General features: G+C 70.7%; 26 protein-coding genes. 9 read left to right on the top strand and 17 right to left on the bottom strand.

From position 1 onward, the window contains the following. The first annotated feature begins 87 nt into the window (after positions 1-87). The 3 genes from ACFYZ8_RS23230 to ACFYZ8_RS23220 are packed head-to-tail and all read left to right on the top strand — an operon-like array spanning position 88 to position 3,175. Positions 88-1,407, top strand: coding sequence for an ABC transporter substrate-binding protein (locus ACFYZ8_RS23230; protein ID WP_359028923.1), 1,320 nt, complete (start codon positions 88-90; stop codon positions 1,405-1,407). Continuing rightward, positions 1,407-2,348 carry a carbohydrate ABC transporter permease gene (locus ACFYZ8_RS23225; RefSeq protein ID WP_388537170.1) on the top strand — a complete coding sequence of 314 codons (942 nt, stop codon included), beginning with the start codon at positions 1,407-1,409 and terminating at the stop codon, positions 2,346-2,348. Before ACFYZ8_RS23230 ends, ACFYZ8_RS23225 begins: the two co-directional genes overlap by 1 nt. Next, entirely contained in the window at positions 2,345-3,175 is an 831-nt protein-coding gene (locus tag ACFYZ8_RS23220; protein ID WP_388537168.1) for a carbohydrate ABC transporter permease, read from the top strand. The genes ACFYZ8_RS23225 and ACFYZ8_RS23220 overlap by 4 nt, the downstream gene beginning before the upstream one ends. 219 nt (positions 3,176-3,394) lie before the next feature. Here ACFYZ8_RS23220 and ACFYZ8_RS23215 read toward each other — a convergent pair whose 3' ends face one another. From ACFYZ8_RS23215 to ACFYZ8_RS23205, 3 genes are all read right to left on the bottom strand, one after another. After that, positions 3,395-4,675: a ribonuclease D gene (locus ACFYZ8_RS23215; RefSeq protein ID WP_359028920.1), complete on the bottom strand. Its 1,281-nt coding sequence runs from the start codon at positions 4,673-4,675 to the stop codon at positions 3,395-3,397. 132 nt (positions 4,676-4,807) lie between these two features. Beyond that, positions 4,808-5,470 (bottom strand): response regulator transcription factor, encoded by a 663-nt coding sequence (locus tag ACFYZ8_RS23210; protein ID WP_359028919.1) that lies wholly within the window; start codon positions 5,468-5,470, stop codon positions 4,808-4,810. Between the two features lie 212 nt (positions 5,471-5,682). Continuing rightward, entirely contained in the window at positions 5,683-6,351 is a 669-nt protein-coding gene (locus ACFYZ8_RS23205) for a DUF3000 domain-containing protein (protein WP_359028918.1), read from the bottom strand. A 116-nt stretch (positions 6,352-6,467) separates the two neighbouring features. On the opposite strand from ACFYZ8_RS23205, the gene hemE reads away from it, so the two are divergent. Next, complete coding sequence (hemE, locus tag ACFYZ8_RS23200) at positions 6,468-7,523, top strand: uroporphyrinogen decarboxylase (RefSeq protein ID WP_388537166.1); 1,056 nt, start codon at positions 6,468-6,470, stop codon at positions 7,521-7,523. A gap of 1 nt (position 7,524) precedes the next feature. Here the strand turns inward: hemE and ACFYZ8_RS23195 are convergent, their stop codons facing one another. Then, the gene (locus tag ACFYZ8_RS23195; protein WP_359028999.1) at positions 7,525-8,352 is read right to left on the bottom strand and encodes a rhomboid family intramembrane serine protease; all 828 of its coding nucleotides are present in this window, start codon (positions 8,350-8,352) and stop codon (positions 7,525-7,527) included. Between the two features lie 135 nt (positions 8,353-8,487). Here ACFYZ8_RS23195 and ACFYZ8_RS23190 point away from each other — a divergent pair, with 135 nt between their 5' ends. Continuing rightward, positions 8,488-8,814 (top strand): hypothetical protein, encoded by a 327-nt coding sequence (locus tag ACFYZ8_RS23190; RefSeq protein WP_359028916.1) that lies wholly within the window; start codon positions 8,488-8,490, stop codon positions 8,812-8,814. Positions 8,815-8,817: 3 nt separating this feature from the next. Here ACFYZ8_RS23190 and ACFYZ8_RS23185 read toward each other — a convergent pair whose 3' ends face one another. Together ACFYZ8_RS23185 and ACFYZ8_RS23180 are read right to left on the bottom strand one after the other, a co-directional pair. Next, a complete protein-coding gene (locus ACFYZ8_RS23185; protein WP_359028915.1) occupies positions 8,818-10,215 on the bottom strand; it encodes an FAD-dependent oxidoreductase in 1,398 nt (465 codons plus the stop codon). Positions 10,216-10,270: 55 nt separating this feature from the next. Beyond that, positions 10,271-11,263 carry a DUF4349 domain-containing protein gene (locus ACFYZ8_RS23180; protein WP_388537163.1) on the bottom strand — a complete coding sequence of 331 codons (993 nt, stop codon included), beginning with the start codon at positions 11,261-11,263 and terminating at the stop codon, positions 10,271-10,273. Positions 11,264-11,420: 157 nt separating this feature from the next. On the opposite strand from ACFYZ8_RS23180, the gene hemG reads away from it, so the two are divergent. Beyond that, positions 11,421-12,860 (top strand): protoporphyrinogen oxidase, encoded by a 1,440-nt coding sequence (gene hemG, locus ACFYZ8_RS23175; RefSeq protein ID WP_388537161.1) that lies wholly within the window; start codon positions 11,421-11,423, stop codon positions 12,858-12,860. Between the two features lie 5 nt (positions 12,861-12,865). Beyond that, on the top strand, positions 12,866-13,597 hold the full coding sequence (gene hemQ / locus ACFYZ8_RS23170) for a hydrogen peroxide-dependent heme synthase (RefSeq protein WP_388537159.1): 732 nt from the start codon (positions 12,866-12,868) through the stop codon (positions 13,595-13,597). Here hemQ and ACFYZ8_RS23165 read toward each other — a convergent pair whose 3' ends face one another. From ACFYZ8_RS23165 to ACFYZ8_RS23115, 11 genes are all read right to left on the bottom strand, one after another. After that, the gene (locus tag ACFYZ8_RS23165) at positions 13,598-15,208 is read right to left on the bottom strand and encodes an alpha/beta hydrolase (RefSeq protein ID WP_388537157.1); all 1,611 of its coding nucleotides are present in this window, start codon (positions 15,206-15,208) and stop codon (positions 13,598-13,600) included. 116 nt (positions 15,209-15,324) lie between these two features. Further along, positions 15,325-16,167: a TIGR04222 domain-containing membrane protein gene (locus ACFYZ8_RS23160; RefSeq protein ID WP_359028910.1), complete on the bottom strand. Its 843-nt coding sequence runs from the start codon at positions 16,165-16,167 to the stop codon at positions 15,325-15,327. 100 nt (positions 16,168-16,267) lie between these two features. Next, entirely contained in the window at positions 16,268-17,056 is a 789-nt protein-coding gene (locus tag ACFYZ8_RS23155; protein ID WP_388537155.1) for a DUF4142 domain-containing protein, read from the bottom strand. Between the two features lie 115 nt (positions 17,057-17,171). Beyond that, a complete protein-coding gene (locus ACFYZ8_RS23150) occupies positions 17,172-18,473 on the bottom strand; it encodes a DUF692 domain-containing protein (RefSeq protein WP_388537153.1) in 1,302 nt (433 codons plus the stop codon). A gap of 119 nt (positions 18,474-18,592) precedes the next feature. Continuing rightward, positions 18,593-19,198: a TIGR03086 family metal-binding protein gene (locus ACFYZ8_RS23145; RefSeq protein ID WP_388537151.1), complete on the bottom strand. Its 606-nt coding sequence runs from the start codon at positions 19,196-19,198 to the stop codon at positions 18,593-18,595. After that, complete coding sequence (locus tag ACFYZ8_RS23140) at positions 19,198-19,605, bottom strand: hypothetical protein (protein ID WP_388537149.1); 408 nt, start codon at positions 19,603-19,605, stop codon at positions 19,198-19,200. The genes ACFYZ8_RS23145 and ACFYZ8_RS23140 overlap by 1 nt, the downstream gene beginning before the upstream one ends. A gap of 94 nt (positions 19,606-19,699) precedes the next feature. Next, positions 19,700-20,302: a TetR/AcrR family transcriptional regulator gene (locus ACFYZ8_RS23135; RefSeq protein ID WP_388537147.1), complete on the bottom strand. Its 603-nt coding sequence runs from the start codon at positions 20,300-20,302 to the stop codon at positions 19,700-19,702. Next, on the bottom strand, positions 20,299-21,015 hold the full coding sequence (locus tag ACFYZ8_RS23130; RefSeq protein WP_359028904.1) for an aminoacyl-tRNA hydrolase: 717 nt from the start codon (positions 21,013-21,015) through the stop codon (positions 20,299-20,301). Before ACFYZ8_RS23130 ends, ACFYZ8_RS23135 begins: the two co-directional genes overlap by 4 nt. A 16-nt stretch (positions 21,016-21,031) precedes the next feature. Continuing rightward, a complete protein-coding gene (locus ACFYZ8_RS23125; protein ID WP_388537145.1) occupies positions 21,032-21,211 on the bottom strand; it encodes a hypothetical protein in 180 nt (59 codons plus the stop codon). Between the two features lie 9 nt (positions 21,212-21,220). Continuing rightward, positions 21,221-22,057 carry a polysaccharide deacetylase family protein gene (locus ACFYZ8_RS23120; protein WP_388537143.1) on the bottom strand — a complete coding sequence of 279 codons (837 nt, stop codon included), beginning with the start codon at positions 22,055-22,057 and terminating at the stop codon, positions 21,221-21,223. A gap of 99 nt (positions 22,058-22,156) precedes the next feature. Next, positions 22,157-22,831 (bottom strand): hypothetical protein, encoded by a 675-nt coding sequence (locus ACFYZ8_RS23115; protein WP_388537141.1) that lies wholly within the window; start codon positions 22,829-22,831, stop codon positions 22,157-22,159. Positions 22,832-23,302: 471 nt separating this feature from the next. Between ACFYZ8_RS23115 and ACFYZ8_RS23110 the strand changes: the two genes are divergently transcribed. Together ACFYZ8_RS23110 and ACFYZ8_RS23105 are read left to right on the top strand one after the other, a co-directional pair. Continuing rightward, a complete protein-coding gene (locus ACFYZ8_RS23110; protein WP_388537139.1) occupies positions 23,303-23,965 on the top strand; it encodes a hypothetical protein in 663 nt (220 codons plus the stop codon). After that, complete coding sequence (locus ACFYZ8_RS23105) at positions 23,958-24,731, top strand: hypothetical protein (RefSeq protein ID WP_388537137.1); 774 nt, start codon at positions 23,958-23,960, stop codon at positions 24,729-24,731. Before ACFYZ8_RS23110 ends, ACFYZ8_RS23105 begins: the two co-directional genes overlap by 8 nt. The last annotated feature ends 12 nt before the right edge of the window (positions 24,732-24,743 follow it).

Raw genomic sequence — 24,743 nt, 5'->3', positions numbered from 1 at the left:
GACTTTACCGGTTAAGAAAACGTTGTCAGAGTACCGAACCAGCCAACCCGCTCGTGCTCGTCCGTCCCATGAACGGAGCTGATGCACATGAACCGCCGTACAGTCCTGTCCTTGGCCGTGGTCGCGAGTGCCGCCCTGCTGCTCCCTGGGTGCACAGGCGCCGGGGGATCCTCAAAGGGCGCCGACGCCAAGGCTCCTGACGATCCGTCGAAGGTCACCGGAACCATCAAGGTCCTCACCCAGCGCACCGACCTCGTGCAGGACGGCACGATGAAGAAGTACGCCGCCGAGTTCAACAAGACCTATCCCAAGGTCAAGGTGGAGTTCGAGGCCCTCACGAACTACGAGGCCGAGGTCAAGATCCGGATGAACACCGAGAACTACGGTGACGTCCTGCTGATCCCCGCGGTCATCAAGAAGTCCGACTACCCGAGGTTCTTCGCCTCGCTGGGCACCCAGGCCGAGCGCAGCAAGAAGTACCGCTTCACCGACTACACCACCGTCGACGGCAAGGTCTACGGGCAGAGCCCGATCGGTGTGGCCCCCGGGTTCGTCTACAACAAGCGGATCTGGAAGGAGGCCGGGGTCACCGAATGGCCCACCACCCCGGCCGAGTTCATCAAGGACCTCAAGGCGATCAAGGCCAGGACCGACGCGATCCCGTACTACACCAACTTCGCGGCCGGCTGGACGCTCGCCTCGTGGACGTCCGTCAACGGCGCGGTCCACTGCGACCCGCAGGCCACCACCAAGCTGGCCCAGGACGACCCGTGGGCTGAGGGCGCCGACCTGCGCGTCGGCGACACCCTGCTCTACGACATAGTGAAGGCGGGCCTGATCGAGAAGGACCCGACGACCAGCAACTGGGAGGAGTCCAAGCCCCGTACCGCCAAGGGCGAGATCGCCACCCAGTGGCTCGGCACCTGGGCGATCGTGCAGTTCAAGGACGCCGCCAAGAAGGCCGGGGTGAACCCGGACGACATCGGTTTCATGCCCTTCCCGTCCCAGACGGACGGCAAGCTCTGCGCGACCGTCGCCCCGGACTACAACCAGGCCGTCAACGTCCACTCCCAGCACAAGGAGGCCGCCCGCGCCTGGATCGACTGGTTCACCGACAAGTCGACGTACGGGAAGGACAACCTCGCGATCTCGCCGCTGAAGAACGCCTCCATGCCCGCGGTCCTCAGGCCGTACGAGGAGCAGGGGGTGAAGCTCATCGAGGTCGATGACGCCCAGGGCGCGCGGGTCAAGCAGATCGACAGCGACTCGGAGGTGGGCATCTACGCCCCCGAGTACCGCCAGAACCTCGTCGACCTCGCCCGCGGGGCCCGCAAGGGCACTCTCGACGGCTTCCTCGACGATCTCGGCAAGCGCTGGACGGACGCCCAGAAGAACCTGGGGTCCTGATGACCGAGACGACAGAGAAGGCGGCCGTGGAGGTGACCCCGGCCGCCCCCGCCCCGGCACCCGCCTCGCGCACGACGCGTACCTGGCGGGGCGTCACTCCCTGGCTGTTCCTGATCGCCCCGCTCGCCCTGCTGGTCACCTTCACGTACGCGCCGATCGTCAACATGATCGCGTACAGCTTCACCGACTGGGACGGCGTCAGCCCTGTACTGCACTACACGGGCACGGAGAACTACCAGGAGGTCTTCACCCGCCCCGACCTCTTCGAGGTGTTCTGGGTCAGCGGCTACTACCTCGCCGCCTCCGCGGTCCAGATCGTCCTCGCGCTCTACTTCGCGACGGTCCTCAGCTTCAACGTCCGCTTCCGGAACTTCTTCAAGGGCGTGCTCTTCTTCCCGTACCTGATCAACGGGGTCGCGATCGGGTTCGTGTTCCTCTACTTCTTCCAGGACGGCGGCACCCTCGACTCGGTGCTGAGCCTGTTCGGCGTGCACACCGACCACGCCTGGCTCGGCACCCCGGCCTCCGCGAACACCTCGCTGGCCGGCGTCTCGGTCTGGCGCTACCTGGGCCTGAACTTCGTCCTCTTCCTGGGCGCGATCCAGTCGATCCCGGGGGAGTTGTACGAGGCGGCCGAGCTGGACGGCGCGGGCCGCCGGCACCAGTTCCGCTACATCATCGCGCCGGGCATCAAACCGGTCCTGACGCTGACGGTGATCCTCTCGATCTCCGGCTCGCTCTCGGTCTTCGAGATCCCGTACATCATGACCGGCGGCGCGACCGGCACCGAGACCTTCGTGATCCAGACGGTCAACCTGGCCTTCCGCTTCAACAAGACGGGCCTGGCCTCGGCGGCCGCCGTCGTCCTCCTGCTGATCATCCTGCTGGTGACCTGGGTGCAGCGGCGCCTGGTCCCCGACGACAAGGTGGACCTCGTATGAACCGCCGCACGATCACCCGCGCCCTGGTCCACCTCTCGCTGATCGCCGCGACGGTGGTCGTCCTGCTGCCGCTCGCGGTCGTGGTGCTCACCTCCCTCAAGTCGGAGCGGGAGATGGCGGACACGAGCGGTGCCCTCGACCTCCCGCACGACCTGCTGAACTTCCACAACTACGCGACGGCGTTCCAGGACGGCGAGATGCTCTCCGCCTTCACCAACACGGCGATCATCCTGCTGGTCTCGGTGAGCGGCACGGTCCTGATCGGCTCGATGACGGCCTACGCCATCGACCGCTTCACCTTCCGCTTCAAGAAGCTCGTGGTGGCGCTCTTCCTGACGGCAGCCCTGGTTCCCGGCGTCACGACCCAGGTGGCCACGTTCCAGATCGTCAACAGCTTCGGCATGTTCGACAGCCTCTGGGCCCCGATCGTCCTCTACATGGGCACGGACATCGTCTCGATCTACATCTTCCTGCAGTTCGTCCGGTCGATCCCGATCTCCCTGGACGAGTCGGCGCGTCTGGACGGCGCCAACGCCTTCACGATCTACCGGAAGATCATTTTCCCGCTGCTGAAGCCGGCGACGGCGACTGTGGTGATCGTGAAGGGCATCACCGTCTACAACGACTTCTACATCCCCTTCCTCTACATGCCCTCGGAAGATCTTGGCGTGATCTCGACGTCCCTGTTCCGCTTCAAGGGCCCCTACGCGGCCCACTGGGAGGTCATCTCGGCAGGAGCGGTCCTGGTGATCCTGCCGACCCTGATCGTCTTCCTGTCGCTGCAGCGCTTCATCTACAACGGCTTCATGCGAGGAGCGACCAGGTGACTCCCCAGGGGCGCGGGGCTGTGTCGGATGTGCGGCTGCCGCCGCGTGGGCGCGAGCAACCACGCACAACCCGCAGCCGCCGTACGTCAGGAACCTCTACGGCGGCCATGCGGACAGGGCGGCGACCAGAACCGGCGTGACCTGCTCGACCTGCCGGGCCCGAGCCCCGAAGCCGGCCAACGCGGCGCCCACCCGCCGCGGAGAGCCGGGCCGCGGCGGCTATGCGGACAGGGCGGCGACAAGAACCGGCGTGACCTGCTCGACCTGCCAGGCCCGAGCCCCGAAGCCGGCCAGGGCCGCCCCCACCGACTCCGCGCTGACGACGGCCGGCGGCTCCCAGCACACCCGCCGCACCGTGTCCGGTGTGATCAGGTTCTCCTGCGGCATGTTCAGGGTCTCGGCCAGCGCGGAGACGGCCGCCCGTGCCGCGGACAGCCGGGCCGCGGCGGCGGGATCCTTGTCGGCCCAGGCGCGGGGCGGCGGCGGCCCGGTGACCGGCTGCCCGGGCTGCGGCAGCTGTGCCTCGGAGAGGGCCCTGGCCCGGTCGACGGCCGCCTGCCACTGCTCCAGCTGCCGGCGCCCCATCCGGTGCCCGAACCCGTTCAGCGCGGCCAGCGCGTGCACGTTGACCGGCACGGCGAGCGCCGCCTCGACGATCGCCGCGTCCGACAGGACCTTGCCCGGCGACACGTCCCGCCGCTGGGCGATCCGGTCCCGCGCCTCCCACAGTTCCCGCACGACGGCCAGCTGCCGACGCCGCCGTACCTTGTGCATCCCGGAGGTCCGGCGCCAGGGATCCTTGCGCGGCTCGGCCGGCGGAGCGGTGGCGATCGCGTCGAACTCCTGGAGCGCCCACTCCAGCTTGCCCTGCCGGTCGAGCTCCTTCTCCAGCGCGTCCCGCAGGTCGACGAGAAGCTCCACGTCGAGGGCGGCGTAGCGCAGCCACGGCTCGGGCAGCGGGCGGGTCGACCAGTCGACGGCCGAGTGCCCCTTCTCCAGGACGAAGCCGAGCACCCCCTCGACCATGGCGCCGAGCCCGACCCGGGGGAACCCGGCGATCCGCCCGGCCAGCTCGGTGTCGAAGAGGCGTGAGGGGATCATGCCTATCTCGCGGAGACACGGAAGATCCTGCGTGGCCGCGTGCAGCACCCACTCCACACCGGAGAGGGCCTCGCCGAGACCCGAGAGATCGGGACAGGCCACGGGGTCGATGAGCGCGGTGCCCGCGCCCGCGCGGCGCAGCTGCACGAGATACGCGCGCTGTCCGTAGCGGTAGCCGGACGCCCGCTCGGCGTCGACGGCGACGGGGCCGGAGCCCGCGGCGAACGCGGCGATCACCTCGGCGAGCGCGTCCTCGTCGGCGATCACGGGCGGAATGCCCTCGCGCGGCTCCAGCAGAGGGATCGGAGCCTCCGCGACAGAAGATCCGCCATCGTCCGGAGGGCCGCCTCCGGTGGTTCGCAGTGAAACGTCTGCTGCGGTCTCTTGGGCGTCGGTCACATGTCAAGGGTATCTGTGTATGGACAGCGCCTGCCGACGGAACGTTCCGTCGGCAGGCGCTTGGGGGTCGTAAACCAGTCAGCCCGGTGAAAGCTCTGGTTCACGTCCGTGAACAGGGAGGCTCGAAAGGCCTCAGTGGATGATGCCGGTACGGAGGGCCACCGCCACCATGCCGGCGCGGTCTCCCGTGCCGAGCTTGCGGGCGATCCGGGCGAGGTGGCTCTTGACGGTCAGTGCGGACAGGCCCATCGAGACGCCGATCGCCTTGTTCGACTGCCCTTCGGCCACCAGCCGCAGCACCTCGACCTCACGGCCGGAGAGCTCGCGGTAGCCGCCCGGGTGGCTCGGGGCACCCGGGGGGCGGCGGTGCATACGGGCGGCGGCGGCGCCGATGGGGGCGGCTCCCGGTCGGGTGGGGAGCCCGACGTTGGTACGGGTGCCGGTGACGACATAGCCCTTGACGCCGCCCGCGAGGGCGTTGCGCACGGCGCCGATGTCGTCGGCCGCGGAGAGGGCGAGCCCGTTGGGCCAGCCCGCGGCGCGGGTCTCCGACAGCAGGGTCAGGCCGGAGCCGTCGGGGAGGTGGACGTCGGCGACGCAGATGTCTCTGGGGCTGCCGATACGGGGTCGGGCCTCCGCCACGGACGAGGCCTCGATGACATCGCGCACACCGAGCGCCCAGAGATGACGGGTGACGGTGGATCGTACGCGCGGGTCGGCCACGACCACCATGGCGGTGGGCTTGTTCGGGCGGTAGGCGACCAGGCTTGCGGGCTGCTCGAGGAGAACGGACACCGGGCCTCCTGGGGGTGCGGGACGGCTTGGAAGGTCACAGACGTCTTCGGCACCGAACCCGGCGTCCTTTAGAGAATGATCACGATCTAGTGAGTAACAATTAGTGCAATTCGGACGTACGGTCGATCGTTCGGTGAACACATCGGTTCGTTCGATGGTCCACTCCTGACTGAAAGTGGCCGTATCGACAAATTGATGCTCCGCAAGGGTCGTCAGCGCGCCTGCGGATCCCGCCGCTGTGGCAACGTCACGATCGACGCGTCACCCGGACCGGCCGGCGGCAGACCCGCGACCTGGGCCAGTAGATCGCACCAGGAGGCGAGGTGGGCCGCCGTGTCCGGCACCCCGCCCAGGCCCTCGCGGGGCGTCCAGGAGGCACGGATCTCGATCTGCGAGGCCGCGGGGCGTTCGGACAGACCGCCGAAGTAGTGCGAGCTCGCGCGCGTGACGGTGCCGCTCGGTTCGCCGTACGACAGCCCGCGCGCCGACAGTGCGCCGGTCAGCCACGACCAGCACACCTCGGGCAGCAGCGGGTCGGCGGCCATCTCCGGCTCCAGCTCCGCGCGCACCAGCGTCACCAGCCGGAAGGTGCCCCGCCAGGCGTCGTGGCCGTCCGGGTCGTGCAGCAGCACCAGGCGCCCGTCGGCGAGGTCCTGGTCGCCGTCGACGACCGTCGCCTCCAACGCGTACGCGTGCGGGGCGAGCCGCTGGGGAGCCCGTGTCGGCTCGATCTCGATCTGCGGCCGCAGCCGACTGCCGCGCAGGGCGTGCACCGCGGCCTGGAAGGCCGGCGGAGCCGCACCGCCCCCATCCCGGTCACTCCCCTTCGCGTCGTCCATTCCGCCCGAGTCGTCCGACAGTCGTCCCTGTGCCGCAGCCATGCGGGAAGGTTAAGGGGAAGGGGGGCGCGGTGCGGGCCTAGACACCCTGACTGGGTTCCATGCCCACACAGACACCGCGCACTCGGCACTCATCGCACCGTGCGAGACTTTCCGACGTGAGTGCACACCAGACGCCGCCGCCGGCCACGTACGAATCCGCCTTCCTCAAGGCCTGCCGGCGCGAACCCGTGCCGCACACCCCGGTCTGGTTCATGCGACAGGCCGGGCGCTCGCTGCCGGAGTACCGCAAGGTCCGCGAGGGCATTCCGATGCTCGAGTCCTGCACGCGGCCCGAGCTGGTCGCCGAGATCACCCTCCAGCCGGTCCGCCGGCACAACGTGGACGCGGCGATCTACTACAGCGACATCGTCGTCCCGCTCAAGGCCATCGGCATCGACCTCGACATCAAGCCCGGCGTCGGCCCGGTCGTCGAGCACCCCATCCGCACCCGCGCCGACCTCGCCCAGCTCCGCGACCTCACCCCCGAGGACGTCTCCTATGTCACCGAGGCCATCGGCCTGCTGACCGCCGAGCTCGGCCCGACCCCCCTCATCGGTTTCGCCGGCGCGCCTTTCACCCTCGCGAGTTACCTCGTCGAGGGCGGCCCGTCCCGCACGTACGAGAACGCCAAGTCGATGATGTACGGCGACCCCGAACTGTGGGCCGACCTCCTCGACCGCCTCGCCGAGATCACCGCCGCCTTCCTGAAGGTCCAGATCGAGGCCGGCGCCTCCGCGGTCCAGCTCTTCGACTCCTGGGCCGGCGCCCTCGCCCCCGCCGACTACCGCCGCTCGGTCCTGCCCGCCTCCGCGAAGGTCTTCCAGGCGGTCGAGGGGTACGGCGTCCCCCGCATCCACTTCGGCGTCGGCACCGGCGAGCTGCTGAAACTGATGGGCGAGGCCGGCGCGGACGTCGTCGGCGTCGACTGGCGCGTCCCGCTCGACGAGGCGGCCCGCCGGGTCGGCCCCGGCAAGGCGCTCCAGGGCAACCTCGACCCGACGGTCCTGTTCTCCTCCACGGAGGCCGTCGAGGCCAAGACCCGCGAGGTCCTGGACTCGGCGAAGGACCTGGAGGGGCACGTCTTCAACCTCGGCCACGGAGTCATGCCGTCCACCGACCCGGACGCGCTGACCCGTCTCGTGGAGTACGTCCACACGCACACCGCCCGCTGAGTCACCACGTGTGCCGGGGCCGCGCCTTCCTGCCGAAGAGCAGGCCGCGCGGTTCCGGCGGCGGGGGAGTGCCGGCCTTGAGCGGCCAGGCCAGCAGCATCCCGGCGAGGAAGCCGACGACATGCGCCGCGTACGCGACCGTGCCCGCCGCGGAGACGCCCTCGCCTGACGAGTAGAACGCCTGCAGCACGAACCAGAAGCCCAGCACCAGCCAGGCCGGCAGTCTGAGCGGCAGGAACACCAGGAAGGGCACCAGGACCCACACCCTGGCCTTCGGGTACAGCACCAGATAGGCCCCGAGGACGCCGGCGATGGCCCCCGAGGCGCCGATCAGGGGGTCGCCGGAGTCGGCGTTGAGGAGCGCGAAGCCGTAGGAGGCCGCGTAGCCGCAGACGACGTAGAACAGCGCGAAGCGCACATGCCCCATGCGGTCCTCGACGTTGTTGCCGAAGATCAGCAGGAAGAGCATGTTGCCCAGCAGGTGCAGCCAGCCGCCGTGCAGGAACATCGCCGTCAGGACCGACAGCGCGGGGGACTTGTCGTAGTCCGGCGGTGCCACCACACAGCCCGTCGTGCCCTGCGCGTTCGTGCCGACGTCGCCCGTCGGGACGAGGCGCGGCATCTGATGGTGGATCAACTCCTGCGGGACCGCCGCCCAGTGGTCCAGGAACGCCTGGAGATGGCACAGCTGCGACACGCTGCTGTCGCCCGCCACGGTGCCGGCCAGGCCGGGCGTGAACAGGAACACGAGGACGTTCGCGGCGATGAGCGCATACGTCACCACGGGGGTGCGGCGCACGGGGTTCACGTCATGGACGGGGATGACCACAAGGAAGTACTGCCCGCGATGGGCCCCGTGAATCGGTGCCGCTTCGGTGAACACCCGCACGCACGCGTGCGTATGTCTCCTCAACCGCCCGCGGCACGGGGAAGGCGGGCCGCGGGGACTACGTGAGGAACAGCGATGAACGACCGTATTACTCCTCCGATGCACGCTCTTCCCGACGGCGAGGCCGAACTCTCCCTGGTGGTGCGACTGCCGTGGGAGGACGTGGCCAGGCTCGGCCAGGAGGCCGGGCGGCTGGCCTCCCAGATGCAGCGGCCGGTGACGCTCGACGAGGCGGTGAGCAACCGGCTCAGGTCCACCCGGTCCGCGGCGCACGCGAAGCCGGCGGGTGAGCAGCCCGCCGCGATGCCCGCCAGCGCCAGCGCCTCCGTCTCGGCACTGCCGCCCCGGCCGCCCGCCGACCAGGCCCGCCAGGCCATCGAACGCATCAACGGCACCGCATAGCGGTCAGGAGGCCGCACGCACCTTCGCGGCGGCTTTCCTGGCCGCCACCAGCACCGGGTCCCACACCGGGCTGAACGGCGGCGCGTACCCCAGGTCCAGGGCCGTCATCCGCTCCACCGTCATCCCCGCCGTCAGGGCCACCGCGGCGATGTCGACCCTCTTGGCCGCGCCCTCTCTCCCGACGATCTGCACGCCGAGCAGCCGCCCCGTGCGGCGCTCGGCGAGCATCTTCACCGTCATGGGGGAGGCGCCCGGGTAGTAGCCGGCCCGGCTGGTGGACTCGATCGTGGCCGACACGAACTGCAGGCCCACCCGGCGGGCGTCCTTCTCCCGCAGCCCGGTGCGGGCGATCTCCAGGTCGCAGACCTTGCTCACCGCCGTGCCGACGACCCCGGGGAACGTGGCGTAGCCGCCGCCGACGCCCGTGCCGATGACCTGGCCGTGCTTGTTGGCGTGGGTGCCGAGCGCGATGTGGCGCTCCTGCCCGGAGACCAGGTCGAGAACCTCCACACAGTCACCGCCCGCCCAGATGTTCTCGTGGCCGCGCACCCGCATCGCCAGGTCCGTCAGCAGGCCGCCGTGGCTGCCCAGGGGCAGGCCGGCCGCCTTCGCGAGCGTCGTCTCCGGGCGTACGCCGATGCCGAGCACCACCACGTCTGCCGGGTACTCGGCGTCCTGCGTGGCCACCGCGCGGACCCCGCCGTCCTCGCCCGTGAGGATCTTGGTCACCTCGGTGTCGTTGACCATGGTGATGCCCAGGCCCTCCATGGCCTCGTGCACCAGGCGCCCCATGTCCGCATCGAGCGTCGACATGGGCTCGCTGCCCCGGTTGACGACCGTCACCCGGTAGCCCCGGTTGATCAGGGCCTCGGCCATCTCCACGCCGATGTAACCGGCGCCCACCACCACGGCGTTGCGGCCACGCGTGTGTGCCAGCGTGTCGATGAGCGCCTGGCCGTCGTCGAGGGTCTGCACCCCGTGCACGCCGGGGGCCTCGGCACCCGGCATGTCCGGGCGGATCGGGCGGGCGCCGGTCGCGATCACGAGTTTGTCGTACGACGTCCAGGACTCGGCCCCCGAATCGAGGTCACGCGCGCGGACCCGCTGCCCGTCGACGTCGATCTCCATGACCTCGGTGCGCATGCGCAGGTCGATGCCCCGCTCCCGGTGCTCCTCGGGCGTGCGGGCGATCAGCTCGTCCGGCGCGGTGACGTCCCCGCCGACCCAGTACGGGATGCCGCACGCCGAGTAGGACGTGAAGTGACTCCGCTCGAACGCCACGATCTCCAGCTCGTCGGGGTCTCTCAGCCGGCGTGCCTGCGACGCCGCGGACATCCCCGCGGCATCGCCACCGATCACGACCAGACGTTCCCTCGTGTCCCGCGTACGGCTCATGTTCATGCGAACACGCTACGAGGGCGGGGCATTTCGGTCCGGCTCGCCCCGCCTGAGCGCGTCAGTCCTGCTCACTCCGCTCCGGCGAGCGGTCCGGGTCCGGTACCGGACGGGCCGTGGGCAGCGGGCCCAGAGCGGTCGAGGCGGCCGCGGGGGCCGGCCGGCGCGGCAGCCGGGGACGGACCAGCCGCAGCCACACCAGCACGAGCAACGCGATCCCGGCCAGGAACGGCAGCACCGCGGCCAGCGCCATCACCACCCAGCGCAGCATGGTCACGAACGCGTCCCAGCCGCCCGTGAGGGCGTCGACGATGCCGGGATCGTCGTCCTCCTCGGCCTTGACGACGGGCTTCTCGGACAGCGACAGGGTGATGGTGGCCAGGGTCGTGCGGTCCTTCAGGGACGCCTGGCGGGCCAGCAGCGACTCCAGGTCGGCCTGACGGGTGCTCAGTTCGCCCTCCAGGGTCACCACGTCGCTCAGCTGGGTCGCCTTGTCCATCAGCTCACGGATCCGCGCCACGCTCGCGCGCTGTGTCGCGATCCGGCTCTGCACGTCGACGACCTGGTCGGTGACGTCCTGAGCGTTCGCGGTGCGCTCCAGGAGCTTGCCCGCGCCCTCCAGGTCGGCGAGGACCTCGTCGTACTTCTCGACCGGCACCCGCAGCACCACCTCCGTCTGCTCCTGGCCCTCCTCGTCGCGGGAGGTGGACTCCTTGCCGACGAATCCACCCGCGTTCTCGGTGGTGGTGCGGGCCGCGGCGAGCGCCTTCGGCACGTTCTTGACCTGCACGGTCAGCGTGGCGGTGCGGATGATGTGGTTCGCGGCGGGGTTCGGCGCGGCGGTGGCCTGCTTGCCGCCCGCGCTGTCCTCCGCACCGGCCGCGCCCTTGGCCTCGCTCTGCGCCGCCTTGCTGTCGGAAAGGGCGTTGCCGCCGTCGCTGCTGGTGTCGGAGGCTCCTCCGCCGCACCCGGTCAGGGCGAGGGCCGCGGCCAGCAGGAGCCCGGCCAGTGCCTGTACGGGCCGTACCGAACGTCGTGAACGTGATGTGCGCATGGGCGTCCCCCCGAGGGTCGTGAACAACTGACGCTCCTTCGACGCCGGAGGTGGCGCGAACGTTGGACCCGGGCGGTCCCGATGCGGTCACGGTCAGGACTCGTGATGGACACCGGGTCGCCGGTGGACTGTCAGTGGGGTCTGAGAGGCTGGGGCCATGAGCGGATCACAGGTCGTCGTCATCGGGGCCGGCATCGCGGGACTGGCCGCGGCCCACCGGCTGTCGCAGCGCGGCGCGCGCGTCACCGTCCTCGAGGCCTCCGACCGTGTCGGCGGCAAGCTGCTGCCCGGCGAGATCGCGGGCGCGCGCGTCGACCTCGGCGCCGAGTCGATGCTGGCCCGCAGGCCGGAGGCGGTGGCCCTCGCACGCGAGGTCGGTCTCGACGAGCGGTTGCAGCCGCCCGCCACCGCGACCGCCTCGATCTGGACCCGCGGCGCCCTGCGCCCCATGCCCAAGGGCCACGTCATGGGCGTCCCCGGCACCGCCGAGGCCCTCGCCGGAGTGCTGTCCGAGGAGGGCCTGGCCCGCATCGGGCAGGACGCCGAGCTGCCCCGCACGGAGGTCGGCGACGACGTGGCGGTCGGGGAGTACGTGGCGGCGCGCCTGGGCCGCGAGGTCGTCGACCGTCTCGTCGAGCCCCTTCTCGGCGGGGTCTACGCGGGCGACGCCTACCGCATCTCGATGCGCTCGGCGGTCCCGCAGCTCTTCCAGGTCGCGAAGACCCACACCTCGCTCACGGAGGGCGTCCGCGAGATCCAGGCGAGGATGGCCGCCAACCAGCAGACCGGGCCCGTGTTCATGGGCATCGAGGGCGGCATCGGCACCCTCCCGCCCGCCGTCGCCGACTCGGTGCGCGCGCGGGGCGGCGAGATCGTCACCGGCGCCCCGGTGAGCGAGCTGCGCCGCGAGCCGTCCGGCGGCTGGAAGGTGGTGGCCGGCGACCGCGTCCTGCACGCCGACGCGGTGATCGTCGCTGTCCCGGCCCCGGCCGCCGCGGGCCTGCTGCGCGCCGAGGCCCCCGAGGCCGCCGCCGAGCTCGACACCGTGGAGTACGCCTCCATGGCCCTGGTCACCCTCGCCTACCGCCGCTCCGACACCGCCCTGCCCGCGGGCAGCGGCTTCCTCGTCCCGCCGGTCGACGGCCGCGCCATCAAGGCCTCCACCTTCGCCTCCCAGAAGTGGGGCTGGATCGCCGACGAGAACCCCGACGTGGTGGTCGTGCGCACCTCCGTCGGCCGCTACGGCGAGACGCAGATCCTGGAGCGCGACGACGCGGCCCTGGTGGACGTCTCCCGTCACGACCTCGAAGCGGCCACCGGGCTGACCGCGACCCCCCTCGAGACCCGCGTCACGCGCTGGACCGACGGCCTGCCCCAGTACCCCGTCGGCCACCACGCGCGCGTGGCCCGTGTCCGTGAGCACCTCGCGAAGCTTCCCGGCCTCGCGGTGTGCGGCGCGCAGTACGACGGCGTCGGCATCCCGGCCTGCATCGCGAGCGCCCACGCGGCCGTGGACCAGATCCAGGGCGACCTGACCGCGGTGCGGGAGCTCACGGCCAACCCGGTGCAGAGCCTGCACGGCGGAGCGGGAGAATAGGGCCCATGAGCAACGACGCCCCCACCCCCGAGTCCGGCAGGGTCCCGAACAAGGGCAAGCTGGCCAAGGACCTCAACGAGGTCATCCGTTACACGCTCTGGTCCGTCTTCAAGCTGAAGGACGTGCTCCCCGAGGACCGCTCCGGTTACGCGGACGAGGTCCAGGAGCTGTTCGACCAGCTCGCCGCCAAGGACGTCACGATCCGCGGCACCTACGACGTGTCCGGGCTGCGCGCCGACGCCGACGTCATGATCTGGTGGCACGCGGAGACCAGCGACCAGCTGCAGGAGGCGTACAACCTCTTCCGCCGCACGAAGCTCGGCCGCGCCCTGGAGCCGGTCTGGTCGAACATGGCGCTGCACCGCCCCGCCGAGTTCAACCGCTCGCACATCCCGGCGTTCCTCGCGGACGAGAACCCCCGGGACTACGTGAGTGTGTACCCGTTCGTGCGGTCGTACGACTGGTACCTCCTGCCCGACGAGGACCGGCGCCGCATGCTCGCCGACCACGGCAAGATGGCCCGCGGTTACCCGGACGTCCGCGCCAACACGGTCGCGTCGTTCTCGCTGGGGGACTACGAGTGGATCCTGGCGTTCGAGGCCGACGAGCTCTACCGCATCGTCGACCTCATGCGCCACCTGCGCGCCTCGGAGGCCCGCATGCACGTCCGCGAGGAGGTCCCGTTCTACACGGGCCGCCGCAAGGACATCGGCGACCTCGTGGCGGGCCTCGCCTGATCAGCGAGCGGGTCTGACGGCCGCCTTCGGGGAGGCGGCCCTCGGCGTCGGCTCGGGGTGCGGGGCGCACGCGGCGCGCCGCACCGGGAGGCGGCCCTCCAGCAGATAGGCGTCCAGGTAGCCGTTGACGCAGGGGTTGGGGCCGCCCGCGATACCGTGCGTGCCCGCGTCCCGCTCGGTCACCAGCACCGAGCCGGACAGCCGCCGATGCAGCTCCAGGGCGCCGTCGTACGGGGTCGCCGCGTCCCGCTCGGCGGCCAGGATCAGCGTCGCGGGCAGCTCACCGGGCCCCGTCCGCACGTCCAGGGGCTCCTGCCGGGCCGCGGGCCAGTACGCGCACGGGAGATTCGTCCATACGTTGTCCCACGTCTCGAACGGCGCGATGCGCGCCAGCCGGGTGTTGTCCCGGTCCCAGACCCTCCAGTCCGTCGGCCAGGACGCGTCGTTGCACTCGACGGCCGTGTAGACCGCGTTGGCGTTCTCCGCCTCCTTCGCCGCCTCCTGGTGCGGCCCCGCCTGCTGGATCAGCGGCTTCGGATCGCCCTTGAGGTACGCCGACAGGGCCTGCGCCCGGTGCGGCCAGAAGTCGTCGTAGTACCCGGTGGACAGGAACGCCCCCTGCAACTGCCCCGGCCCGACCTTCCCGCCGGCCGGCTCGGCGGCCAGCCGCGCCGCCGCCCTGTCGTAGCTGTGCTGCACCTCCTCGGCCGTGGCCCCGAGCCCGTACACGTCGTCGTGCCTGGCGACCCATTCCCGGAAGTCCGCCCAGCGCTCCTCGAACGCGGCCGACTGGTCCAGGTTGTTGCGGTACCAGACCTGCTCAGGGTCGGGGTTCACCGCCGCGTCGAACACCATCCGCCGTACATGGGAGGGGAACAGCGCCGCGTACAGCGCGCCGAAGTACGTCCCGTACGACGCCCCCATGAACGTCAGCCTCCGCTCGCCCAGCGCGGCCCGCAGCACGTCCAGGTCGCGGGCGTTGTTCAGCGAGGTGTAGTGCCGGAGCGTCGCGCCCGCCCGCTCGGCGCACCCGCGCGCGTAGGCCTTCGCCTGCGCGATGCGTTCCTTCTTGTACGACTCCGAGGGGTGCCTCGGCGCCTGCGTGGGCGCCTTGAAGTACCGCTTCGGGTCGGTGCAGGACAGCGGCGCCGAACGGCCCACCCCGCGCGGGGCGTAGCCCACGAGGTCGTACGCCGCGGCGAGCCCCTTCCACTCCGGGAGCACGCCGATCAGCGGGAAGTACATGCCGGAGGCGCCGGGGCCGCCGGGGTTGTAGACCAGGGCGCCCTGCCGGGGCACCCGGCGCTTGCTGTTGTGCGGGTCCTTCTGGGTGGCCCGCACCCGGCTGACGGTCAGCTTGATCTGCTTGCCGTCGGGGTGCGCGTAGTCGAGCGGGACGGACACCGTGCCGCACCGGACGTCCTCGGGCAGGTCCTCCACTGCGGGGCAGGCGCCGAAGCGGACACCGGCCGCACCGGCGCGCGCGGCGGCGACCGCGGTGCCGTGGAGTTCCGCCGCGCCCGGGGCGGCCGGAGCGCCCCCGGCCGGTGCGGCGGCGAGCGTGGTCAGGAGCAAGGACCCGGCGGCCGTGTAGAGGGCGGGAGCTCTCATCGGTATCCCTTCGGTGCGCGGCAGCGACAAAAGGGATGTTTGGTTCGGCTGTGGGGGAAGGCAAGCACCGCCCCGCCGGTGTCGGCCCCAATGCCTCCGTGCGCCCCCGGGTGAGCTCAGTCGCGCCGGTACGGACGGCGCTGCTCCTCGCCGTCTCCGCCGGGCCGCTCGCCCGGCCACTGCCCACGGTGCCGGCCGTGGTGCTGCTCATGGTGGGCGAAGGCCGCGCGCAGCTCCGGTTCGCCGACCGCCCTGATCCCGCGCACGGCGACGGAGGTGAGATACGTCCGCTCGTCCGTGCCGCCGGTACGCCGGGTCAGGGCCCCGAGCAGCCGCTGGCCGGCCGGGGACGCCCAGCGCGAGTACGGGTGGACCTCCACCCGCGCGATGGCCAGACAGCTCAGGCTGAGGGCGAGCGGCAGCGCGAACCAGAGGGCGACCAGATGCCGCGGCATCTCCGAGGGGGCCGGCGTCAGCAGCGCGATCGCGCCCAGCGCCACGACGGCCGCCGCGGCCAGCCGCACCTGACGGACCCCTTCCGCGATGCCGGAACGGGTGCCGTCGGGCACGGCCAGCCCCGCGTCCACGAGCCGGTCGGCGAGGCTGCGCACCGCGGCCGCCGAGGCCGCGCCCGCCCGCACCGGAGCGATCCGGGACTGTCCCTCCGGGCCGATGGCCCCGATGACCGTGCGCTCCATCTCGTCCCGCCCGCGCGGATCGACGACGGTCGCCCAGCCGGTGTGGGCCAGCAGCAGCCGTCGCTGCCGGGCCATGGAGACGAGCGTCAGATCGGCGACCCGCCGCGGGCCGCCGGACAGGAACGCGGCCTCGTACAGCGTCAGATCGTGTGCCCGGGCATCCGCGTCCGCGGCCGCCGCGTGTACGGCGGCCAGGCACAACCGCGTACACGCGGTGCCGGCGGCGGCCCAGGCCAGCAGCAGAAGAAGAACCCAGAACATGCCGCGTTTCTATGCCAAAGGCTCCTTGCGGCGCCATGGGCTGTTCACGATCCGGACGGAGTGTTGTCGGTGTGTGACGTTCCGTTTGTCCGGAAGCGGACTACGACGGCACGGGGACCGGGGGCGGGCTGGAGGCGGCCGGGGGAAGAGTGAAGGTCGTGGCGTACGGCGACGGGGTGACCGGAACGACTTGGCCCGGGTCGGTCGTCGGGCCGGGCGGTGCGGGGGAGTGGGTGATCGGCGGGGTACTGCCCGCGGCCATCTCCTGTGCCAGGGCGCCGAAGTCGACGTACCCGGTGGCCTCCAGGATCTTGATGTGGTCCAGCACGGTGGTGTTGGCGTCGTCGGCCAGGGCGCGGACCAGGGAGTTCTGGGTGCTCGCGCGGACCTCGGCTACGACGGAGAACACCCTGCCGTGTGCGAGGCGCAGGATGTTGGCGAACTGGCGGTCGTAGTCGACGCCCTGCGCCTGGTTCAGGGTCTCGAGCCACTGCTTCTGCTGGTCGTTGGGCTCGTTGGGCAGGGCGAGCCCGAGCTTGGACGCCACGTCACGCACCCGAGCGTCGAGGAAGGTGTGTCCCTCGACGAGGTGTTCACCGGCCGTCCGTACGGCCTGTGTCGTCCCCTTCTGCTGCGCCTGCTGTCCCGCGGGCAGCTCCCACAGTCCCGCCAGCCGCACCTTCGTGACGAACTCCCGGTCCAGCGCGGAGAGCGGCCCGTACGGCGTCGTGACGGTCCCTGCGTTGAACACGCTCAGTCCCGTGCCGGAGCGGTCGGCGTACGACCACATCGGGATGAGCAGGGCCACGAGGGTCGCCGTCAGTCCGGCGATGATGACCCCGGTGCCGGTGAATATGCCTCGTCCCTTGACGGGCGGTCGCGGTCGCATGGTGCCTCCTGTTGCGGCACCGCACGCTAGTGGGATTCAGGTGCGGGACTGACATATTACTGCCGGGTCCGGGTCGTCCTTGGTCGGCTGCGGGGCTGCGGTGGCCGTCGCTCCGTCAGTGCCGCAGCAGTACCCTCCGCGTGGCGCGGGCCAGCCGGATCGCCGGCCTTCGGGACCTCGGCGCCGGTCCCGACCGCTCCAGCCACCACTCCCGCACCTCCCGCCGAGCCCTCGCGTCCGCCAACTCCCCGCCCAGCAACAGCTGTTCGGCGAAGTTCAGCGCGTCCCGCCGGTACCCGTCCGTCATCGGCGACCCCTGGGCGTACGCCAGGAACGCCGGCCGGTAACCCGCCCCGAGGATCATCGGCAGCTCCGGCGCGACCTTCGCCACCACATCCGCCCGCTTCCCCGCGAGCGCCCGCGCCTGCACCCCCAGCCGCACCCGGTCGAACCCCTCTGGCGCCGGGGTCCCGGCCACGAGCGCCGACAGCAGCGCGGTCTGGGCGAGGGCGAGGCGCTGGCGGGCGGGGTCCGTGGGAACGCCGGACGGCTCCTCCGGGGCAGCGGCGCGCAACGTACCGCCCGGCTTCTCCCCACCCTTCTCCACCGCCTCCCGGATCGCCCCCAACTCCCGCTCCAGCTCGGCTGGTTCCGGAAAGTTCTCGTCCCGCTCCAGCAGCACCCCAGGCGGCGAGATACGGGAGGAGAGGTCGGTGAGGATGTCGAGGACCGGCCGCGGAACCGGGTGGGCGTGGCTGTCGTGCCACACTCCGTCCCGCTCGAAGCCGCCCGCGACATGGACGTACGCGATGGCCTCCAGGGGGAGTTCGGCGAGTGCGTCGGCGGGGTCCTCGCCGCGGTTGACGTGGTTGGTGTGCAGGTTGGCCACGTCGATCAGCAGCCGCACGCCCGTCCGGTCGGCGAGGTCGTACAGGAACTGCCCCTCCGTCATCTCCTCGCCCGGCCACGAGATCAGCGCGGCGATGTTCTCCACGGCGAGTGGCACCGGGAGGGCGTCCTGTGCGATGCGGATGTTCTCGCAGAGGACGTCGAGGGCGTCCCGGGTGCGCGGCACGGGCAGCAGGTGCCCGGCCTCCAGCCGAGCGGAGGCGGTCAGCGGGCCGCCCGCCCGGACGAAGGCGATGTGCTCGGTGACCAGCGGCGAGCCCAGCGTCTCGGCCCGCTCGGCGAGAGCGAGCAGCCGCCCCGGGTCGGGCCGCTCCGCACCGCCGAGGCCGAGCGAGACACCGTGCGGGACCACGGTCACCCCGCGCTCGCGCAGCCGCCGCAGCGACTCGGGCAGGTGCCCGGGGCAGAGGTTCTCGGCCACGGCCTCGACCCAGTCGATGCCCGGCATGGCCTCCACGGCGTCCGCGATCTCCGGCCGCCATCCGATACCTGTCCCCAGTCGCTCCATGGTCCGTCCCCTCCCCGCCCTCGCGTGACGGAGGTATGGCCCCGGGGTCCGGGCCCGAACCCTGCCTGGAGGACCTTCAGAGCAACATTTGAGGTTCGACCCCAGCGCGGCCGGCGAGCTCACAGCCCCCTTCCGGACCACGCCTCGGGCTTGCGGCCCAGCAGTCGCAGGGTCTCCTCCAGCGGTCCGGCCCCCTGGGGGACCTTCAGCGCGGGGGCGAAGGCGAACCCCGGTCCGCGGACCGTCGGGTCGGTCGGGACGCGCCGGGCTACGCCGAGGGCCGCGGCGAGCACCTCGTCCGTCAGCCGGAGCCGTACACCGAGCGTGGCCGCCACGTCCCACGCGTGCACGACGTAGTCGACGAAGTGGAAGCCGATCGCGGTACGGCCGGAGAAGCCGCCGCCCAGCTCCGGCAGCACGAACTCCCTTCCTCTCACAGCCGGTTCGGCGAACGCCGCGAGCACGTCGGCCGCGGCCGCGTGATGAGCGCGGGTGGGGTCACCGGGTGCCTCCCGCTCCCGCCAGTGGCTCAACTCGCCGCCCGCACCCCGTGCCGCGGCCGCGAACCCGTGGTGCTGCGCGGTCATGTGCGCCACCAGGCGCCGCAGGTTCCACCCCGCGCACGGGGTGTCCCGCTCCCAGACCCCGGAGTCCTCGGCCCCAGCCAACTCCACCACCCGTAAAGCCTCTTGTACGGCGATCCGGTCCAGCTCGACGACATCCATCAGCGCTCCTCGGTGATCAGGCCCAGGGCGTACGCCCACACGGCATCGGGCTCGAACTCCTCGAACTCCCGCCGAGCCGACCGCAGTTCACCCCGCCCGTGATGCGCGCGGACGATCCGCGCATGGTCGGGGCGACCGGTGAACTCCTTCAGCCCGCGCTCGTCGGCCCATACGGACACGGACCCGGAGCGCCGGCGCAGGGGGTCCGCCCACAGCCACATCCCGACCGCCCCGGGTGTCGACGGCCAGGTGCGGCGCAACCGCATCCCGGCCAGCGCGACCGCCACCGCCTGTCCATGGCCGTCGGCCGTGAAGTCGGTGACGCCGACGAGGACAGGACCGTCGAGCGGGATCGCGGGGCCGGACTTCCATCGGGAGCGAAGGATGCGTCGTCGAGGAGTACCCATGCGCCGACCATAAAACTAAACGAACGATCGTGCTACTAGTTTTCGAGGTCGAAAAGGCCGAAACGACCGAAGCGACCGAAGCGACCGGCCGGCCTCAGGCTCGCAAGCGTGCGGCGATGCCCCGCCGGGCCCTGGCATAGGGCGCGGACTCACCGTGCAGCACCGACATCGCGTTCGCCGTCTCCATCAACGCGACCACCTCGAAGGCCAGTTGCGCCGGATCCGTCTCCGCGCCCAGCTCACCCGCCGCCCGCGCCCGCTCGGCGCACCGCTCCAACTCCGCCAGCCACGCCCGCTGTGCCTCGACTAGGGCGTCATGGACGGCTCCCTCGCGGGCGTCGAACTCGGCCATCACGCCGTAGAAGAAACAGCCTCCCGGGAAGACCCGCTGCTCCGAGTACCGGAGCCAGCTCTCGCACAGCCCGCGCAGCCGGGCGAGCCCGTCGGCCGCCCCGGAGACCGGCTCCAGCACCTCGGCGACGAAGATCCGCGAGGCCTCCCGCACGGTCGCCAGTTGCAGCTCCTGCTTGGACCCGAACAGCGCGAACACGCCGCTCTTGCTCAGCGCCAGTTCCCCGGCCAGCCGCCCCACGGACAACGCCTCCAGCCCCTCGACCGAGGCGATGTCGACGGCCCGCCGCAGCACCGTCCGCCGCGTGCGGTTGCCCCGCTCGACGCGCCCGTCGACCCTGGTCACCGCAGCGCCGGATGATCCGCGACCACCGTGCAGGAGCCGGGTGCGATCTCGGTGAAACCGGCGTCACGGACCAACGGCAGCCCGCCGGCGGTGAGTTCGGGCCAGCGCCCGGGATCCGCGGTCCGTACGGCGAGCGGAAACCCGGCGTCCCGCCAGACGGCCCGCTCCTCGTCCGACAGTTCCCACCAGGCCAGTTGGGCGCCGTGACCGGCCTGCGCCATCGCCTTGCCGGCCGACATCTCGAGGTCCGGGTTGAGCCACAGGACGGGGGCGGTCGTATCCGCGGCGGCGGGCGGTTCGGGGTCGTCGAGGTCGGTGCCGGAGACCTGGAGCTTGGCCAGTTCCCTGGGCCACCCGTCGAGCGGCACCGGCGGGAACACCCGTACCTCCGCCGCCTTCCCCGTCACCGTGATCCCGGGCAGCGCCTCGGCCCGCCGCCACTCGGCCCCGCGTGCCCGCCGTACGACCTTCCGGATCCGGGCGTCCTGCCAGTCCCGCATGACCTCGGCCCACTCCCCGTCGCCGGCCGAGCGCTCGTCGGCGAGCATGACGAGGACGGCGCGGGCGGCGGTCTCCAGGGCGTCGGTCCGAGCGGGCGGGGCGGCCTTCTCGATGCGGACGACCAGGGGCAGCACGAACTGCGGTGCCTCGTCGCGGGCGGTCGGCTCGGTGCGGAAGGGGCTGTCGGTCGAGGGCGTCACATCGTGGCTCACCCGCCCAACCCTAAGGTCACCCCGAACAAGCCGTCCGCTGCGCCTCCTGCCACTCGCACACCGGGCACAGGGTGATCCCCTTGTACGACTCCGGATACTCCGTCGGCTCCCGGCACAGCACGCAGTCCGCGTAGGGCGGCCCGTCGGCGACCGGAGGCTTCGGCACGTTCCCGATCGTGCAGTGGTCCTCGCTCATACCCCCAGCCTAGGACCCGATCAGCTCGGACACTCGTACGAACCGGAACCCCCGCGCACGCAGCTCCGGCACCACCGTCCGCACCACCCGCTCCGTCGTCGGCGCGGCACTGCGGGTGCAGTGCATGACCACGACCGAACCCGGCCGCACCCCCTCCAGCACCTGCCGGGAAACGGCCTCCGCGTCCGTGGCGAACGCGTCCCCGCTCACCACGTCCCACTGCACGGCCGTCACGCCGACCGGGGTCAGCGCCTTCAGTGCCCGCCGGTCGTAGCAGCCGCCGGGAAAGCGGAAGTACGGCCGGGCGTCCGGCACCCCCGCCTTCCGGAAGGCCGCGTACGCGCGCTCCACATCCGCCCGCATCCGGTCACCGGAGACCGTCGGCAGCCCGTAGCAGTCGTCCGTGAAGGCGTAGTGGCTGTAGGAGTGGTTGGCGATCTCGAAGAGCGGGTCGCGCCCGATGGCGCGGGCCTGGTCCGGATACTCCTCGGCCCACCGCCCGGTCATGAACACGGTGGCCGGCACCCGCAACGCCCGCAGGGCCGCGATCAGCCCCGGGTTGTCGAAGCGCTCCCCGGCCGCCGCCCGGGCCCCCTGGTCCGCGGTCATGTCGGCGTCGAAGGTGAGCGCGACCGTCCGGCCGCGGGCACGGGAGCCGTTCCTGAAGACGGGGGTCAGGCCTCCGGGGCCGGGGGCGAGCGTGGGGGGCGCGGAGGTCGCGCGCGCGGAGGTCGCAGAGGGGGCCGGGCGGGCCTCCCGAAGGACCGGGTGGGGGGCGGCGGCGCAGGCGGCTAGGGCGGCTGCGGGGATGCAGATGGTAGTAATGCGCAGGGCACGTCTGATCACCAAATGAACATATAGTGATCAAACGGAAATTTCTTGCGAGCGGTTTGTATGTCTGGCGAACATCACTCGCTTGGTACCGGTTCAGTCTGCCTTGACGTCTCACCATTCCCATGCGAAGCCAACGGACGTTTCCTCGATAAAAGGCACGTAATGCCGGACGGTGCCGTTGTGAGGGGTCATGGGCTCTCGCTGAAGGATCGCACCGGCCAGATGGTCGTCCCAGACGCACCACCACACGCGGCGCGGCACCCTGGCCTGGGGAAAGCTGACCGCCAGATCGACGTGCTCCGTGCGGGCGTAGGCGGCCCGCCTCACCTCGGTGGTGAAGAAGGGCGCTGCCGCGGCGAAGTGTGTTCGGTATTCCAAAGCTGTGGTCTGAGATTTCAACAGAGGCGGGGTGAGGATGATCTCTCGTCCGATCAGGCCTCCGCCGTAAACGTGTCGCAGACCTGGTCTTCCTCCGTGCAACACTTCGACATCCGAAGCTTGGGGCTCGTGGTTGAAGATGTAGAGGTCCACGCCGTCCTCGATCGCGCGGATGGTGTGAAACGTTGTCCGCAACTTCAGCGAGCCTGTCTCGTCCAGGAAATAGCGCTCGACGAGACTGACGGTGCGATGGCGCTGACGTCTGACCATTTCCCGGCGCTTGCTCAGTGTGTGCGCGATGCCGCGACCGCAGCCCAGTTCGGCGGAGTACGTGGTCCATAAGTCATCCACGTCGCCGCGTTCCATGGCAAAGGCGTGCATGATCCATTGGAGAGTCTCCGCAGACACGTAGCTTCCCCCCAAGGCTCGCGACACCCTGTCCTTGAGTGTCCGCTGGAGCGATGTCTCACTTTCACTCCGTTCCCCGGATTCCCACAGGTGCAAAGCAATGACCTTCGCCACCGCCGATTGACTCGGGCCCCTCCGTACACGTTTCGTCTGGCTGAGCCACATTCGCCGATACCGTGGGTTCGTCATGAGGAGATGCTGGAGGAGCTCCCCCGTCGCAGGAAACTTGCGCACCGTCGAGACCGACACCGATGACCTCCCAGCCTGCCCGCAAGCAGTAGCTCCCAGGTAGCCCCAGCCCTGATGGGCGGCTTCGAGTATGCGGCTTCCCAGCAGCGGCTGTCGCTCGTCGGCCGCTTTTCGCACGCGCTCTGCGACATAAGCGCGACACCCGTGTCCTGAAGTTGTACTCGTGGCGCCGGGCCGCCCAGGAAGGGCCGGCGAGCAACGAGTGCAACGAAGGAGGCGTTCGTGAACGACAAGGTCGGCTTGGGAGACGACGACGGGCAGGAGCACGTGACTGCTGGTGACGACGACGGGGCTACTGCGCGCGCGGACCTACCTGCCATGCAGGCTGCCCTCACCGCGTTGGAGACCCTCGATCGCAGGGGACGTGCACGAGTGCTTGCGTGGCTGTCTGACGCCTTGGACGTTGAGGCGGTGTCACATGCCACGGTTGGGGGCAGGCCCGTTGCCTCGGCCCTGCGGGCTACTACGGGGGTGACCGCGGTCATCGCAGCCGAAGGAGCGGCGCCGAGCCCTCGTGAGTTCGTCAGTCGTAAGCGCCCGGCCTCGAATGTGGAACGCGTGGCATGCCTGGCGTATTACCTGGACCGGTTCCGTAGCACGCCGCACTTCAGGACGCCGGACATCGTCGACCTGAACACAGAGTCCGCTGGTCCCAAGTTCGGCAACCCATCCCGCGATGTGGACAACGCTGACCGAGGGAGCGGGTTTCTCGTCACCGCGGGCAAGGGGACCAAGCAGCTCTCGGTGCGCGGCGAAGCGCTGGTCGAGGCCCTGCCGGACAGGGAAGCAGTGAAGGCGGCCCTGCGCGAGCATTCCTATCGGCCGCGTAAGCGCGACAACGGAAACAAGAAGCCGCAGGTGAACGGTGGCGTCAGCGGTGACTGAAACCGTGCAGGCGGTGCTCAAGGCCGCCTACGACGAGAAGCTCGTCGATGAGCTCGTGGCCGCCTACGAAGAAGCGAAACGGAACTACTACCTAGGCGGTCACCGGCTCAGCGCTGTGGAGGGCGGACGGTTCTGCGAGGCGGCGTTCCGTATGCTTGAGGACGTGGCAAAGGGCCGGCACACACCATTAGGAGGCAACCTCAAAACGGAGGAGCTCGCCAGGTATCTGGCCTCACCGGCAACGAACACGCTCTCCCGGTCCGTTCGTCACTTCATCCCACGGGCGTTGCGGATCGTCTACGACATCCGGAACAACAGGGACGCGGCTCATCTCGCTGATGACATCGATCCCAATCTCCAGGATGCGACACTTGTCGTACACGTCCTGGACTGGGTGATGGCCGAGTTCGTCAGGATGAGCAAGGGGACATCCTCGGAGAATGCTCGCGCCATGGTCGAAGGTCTCGTCACGCGCAAGATTCCGGTGGTGCAGGAGTTCGGAACGTTTCCCAAGCTGCTGCTTCCGGGCGCACGAGCCGGCGATCACGTTCTGATGGTGCTCTACCACAAGGGCCCGCAGGGAGTTCCCTACGCCCATTTGTTGCAGTGGGTCCCTGCTGCCATGCGGAAGCACCTGCGCAGAACGCTGCGAACTCTCGAGGACAAAGCGCTTGCCCATCAGGAAGGAGAAACGGTCCACATCACGTATGCGGGAGAACGCCTGATCGAATCCCGAGCGCTGTTTGACGTGCCGACCGCCGTCTGAATGCCCGCGTCC

Origin of the sequence: Streptomyces sp. NPDC001668 (genome assembly GCF_042893155.1) — a bacterium.
Taxonomy (GTDB): domain Bacteria; phylum Actinomycetota; class Actinomycetes; order Streptomycetales; family Streptomycetaceae; genus Streptomyces.
Note: the sequence above shows the minus strand (reverse complement) of the source record. Positions and strands in the feature narration are given on the sequence as shown.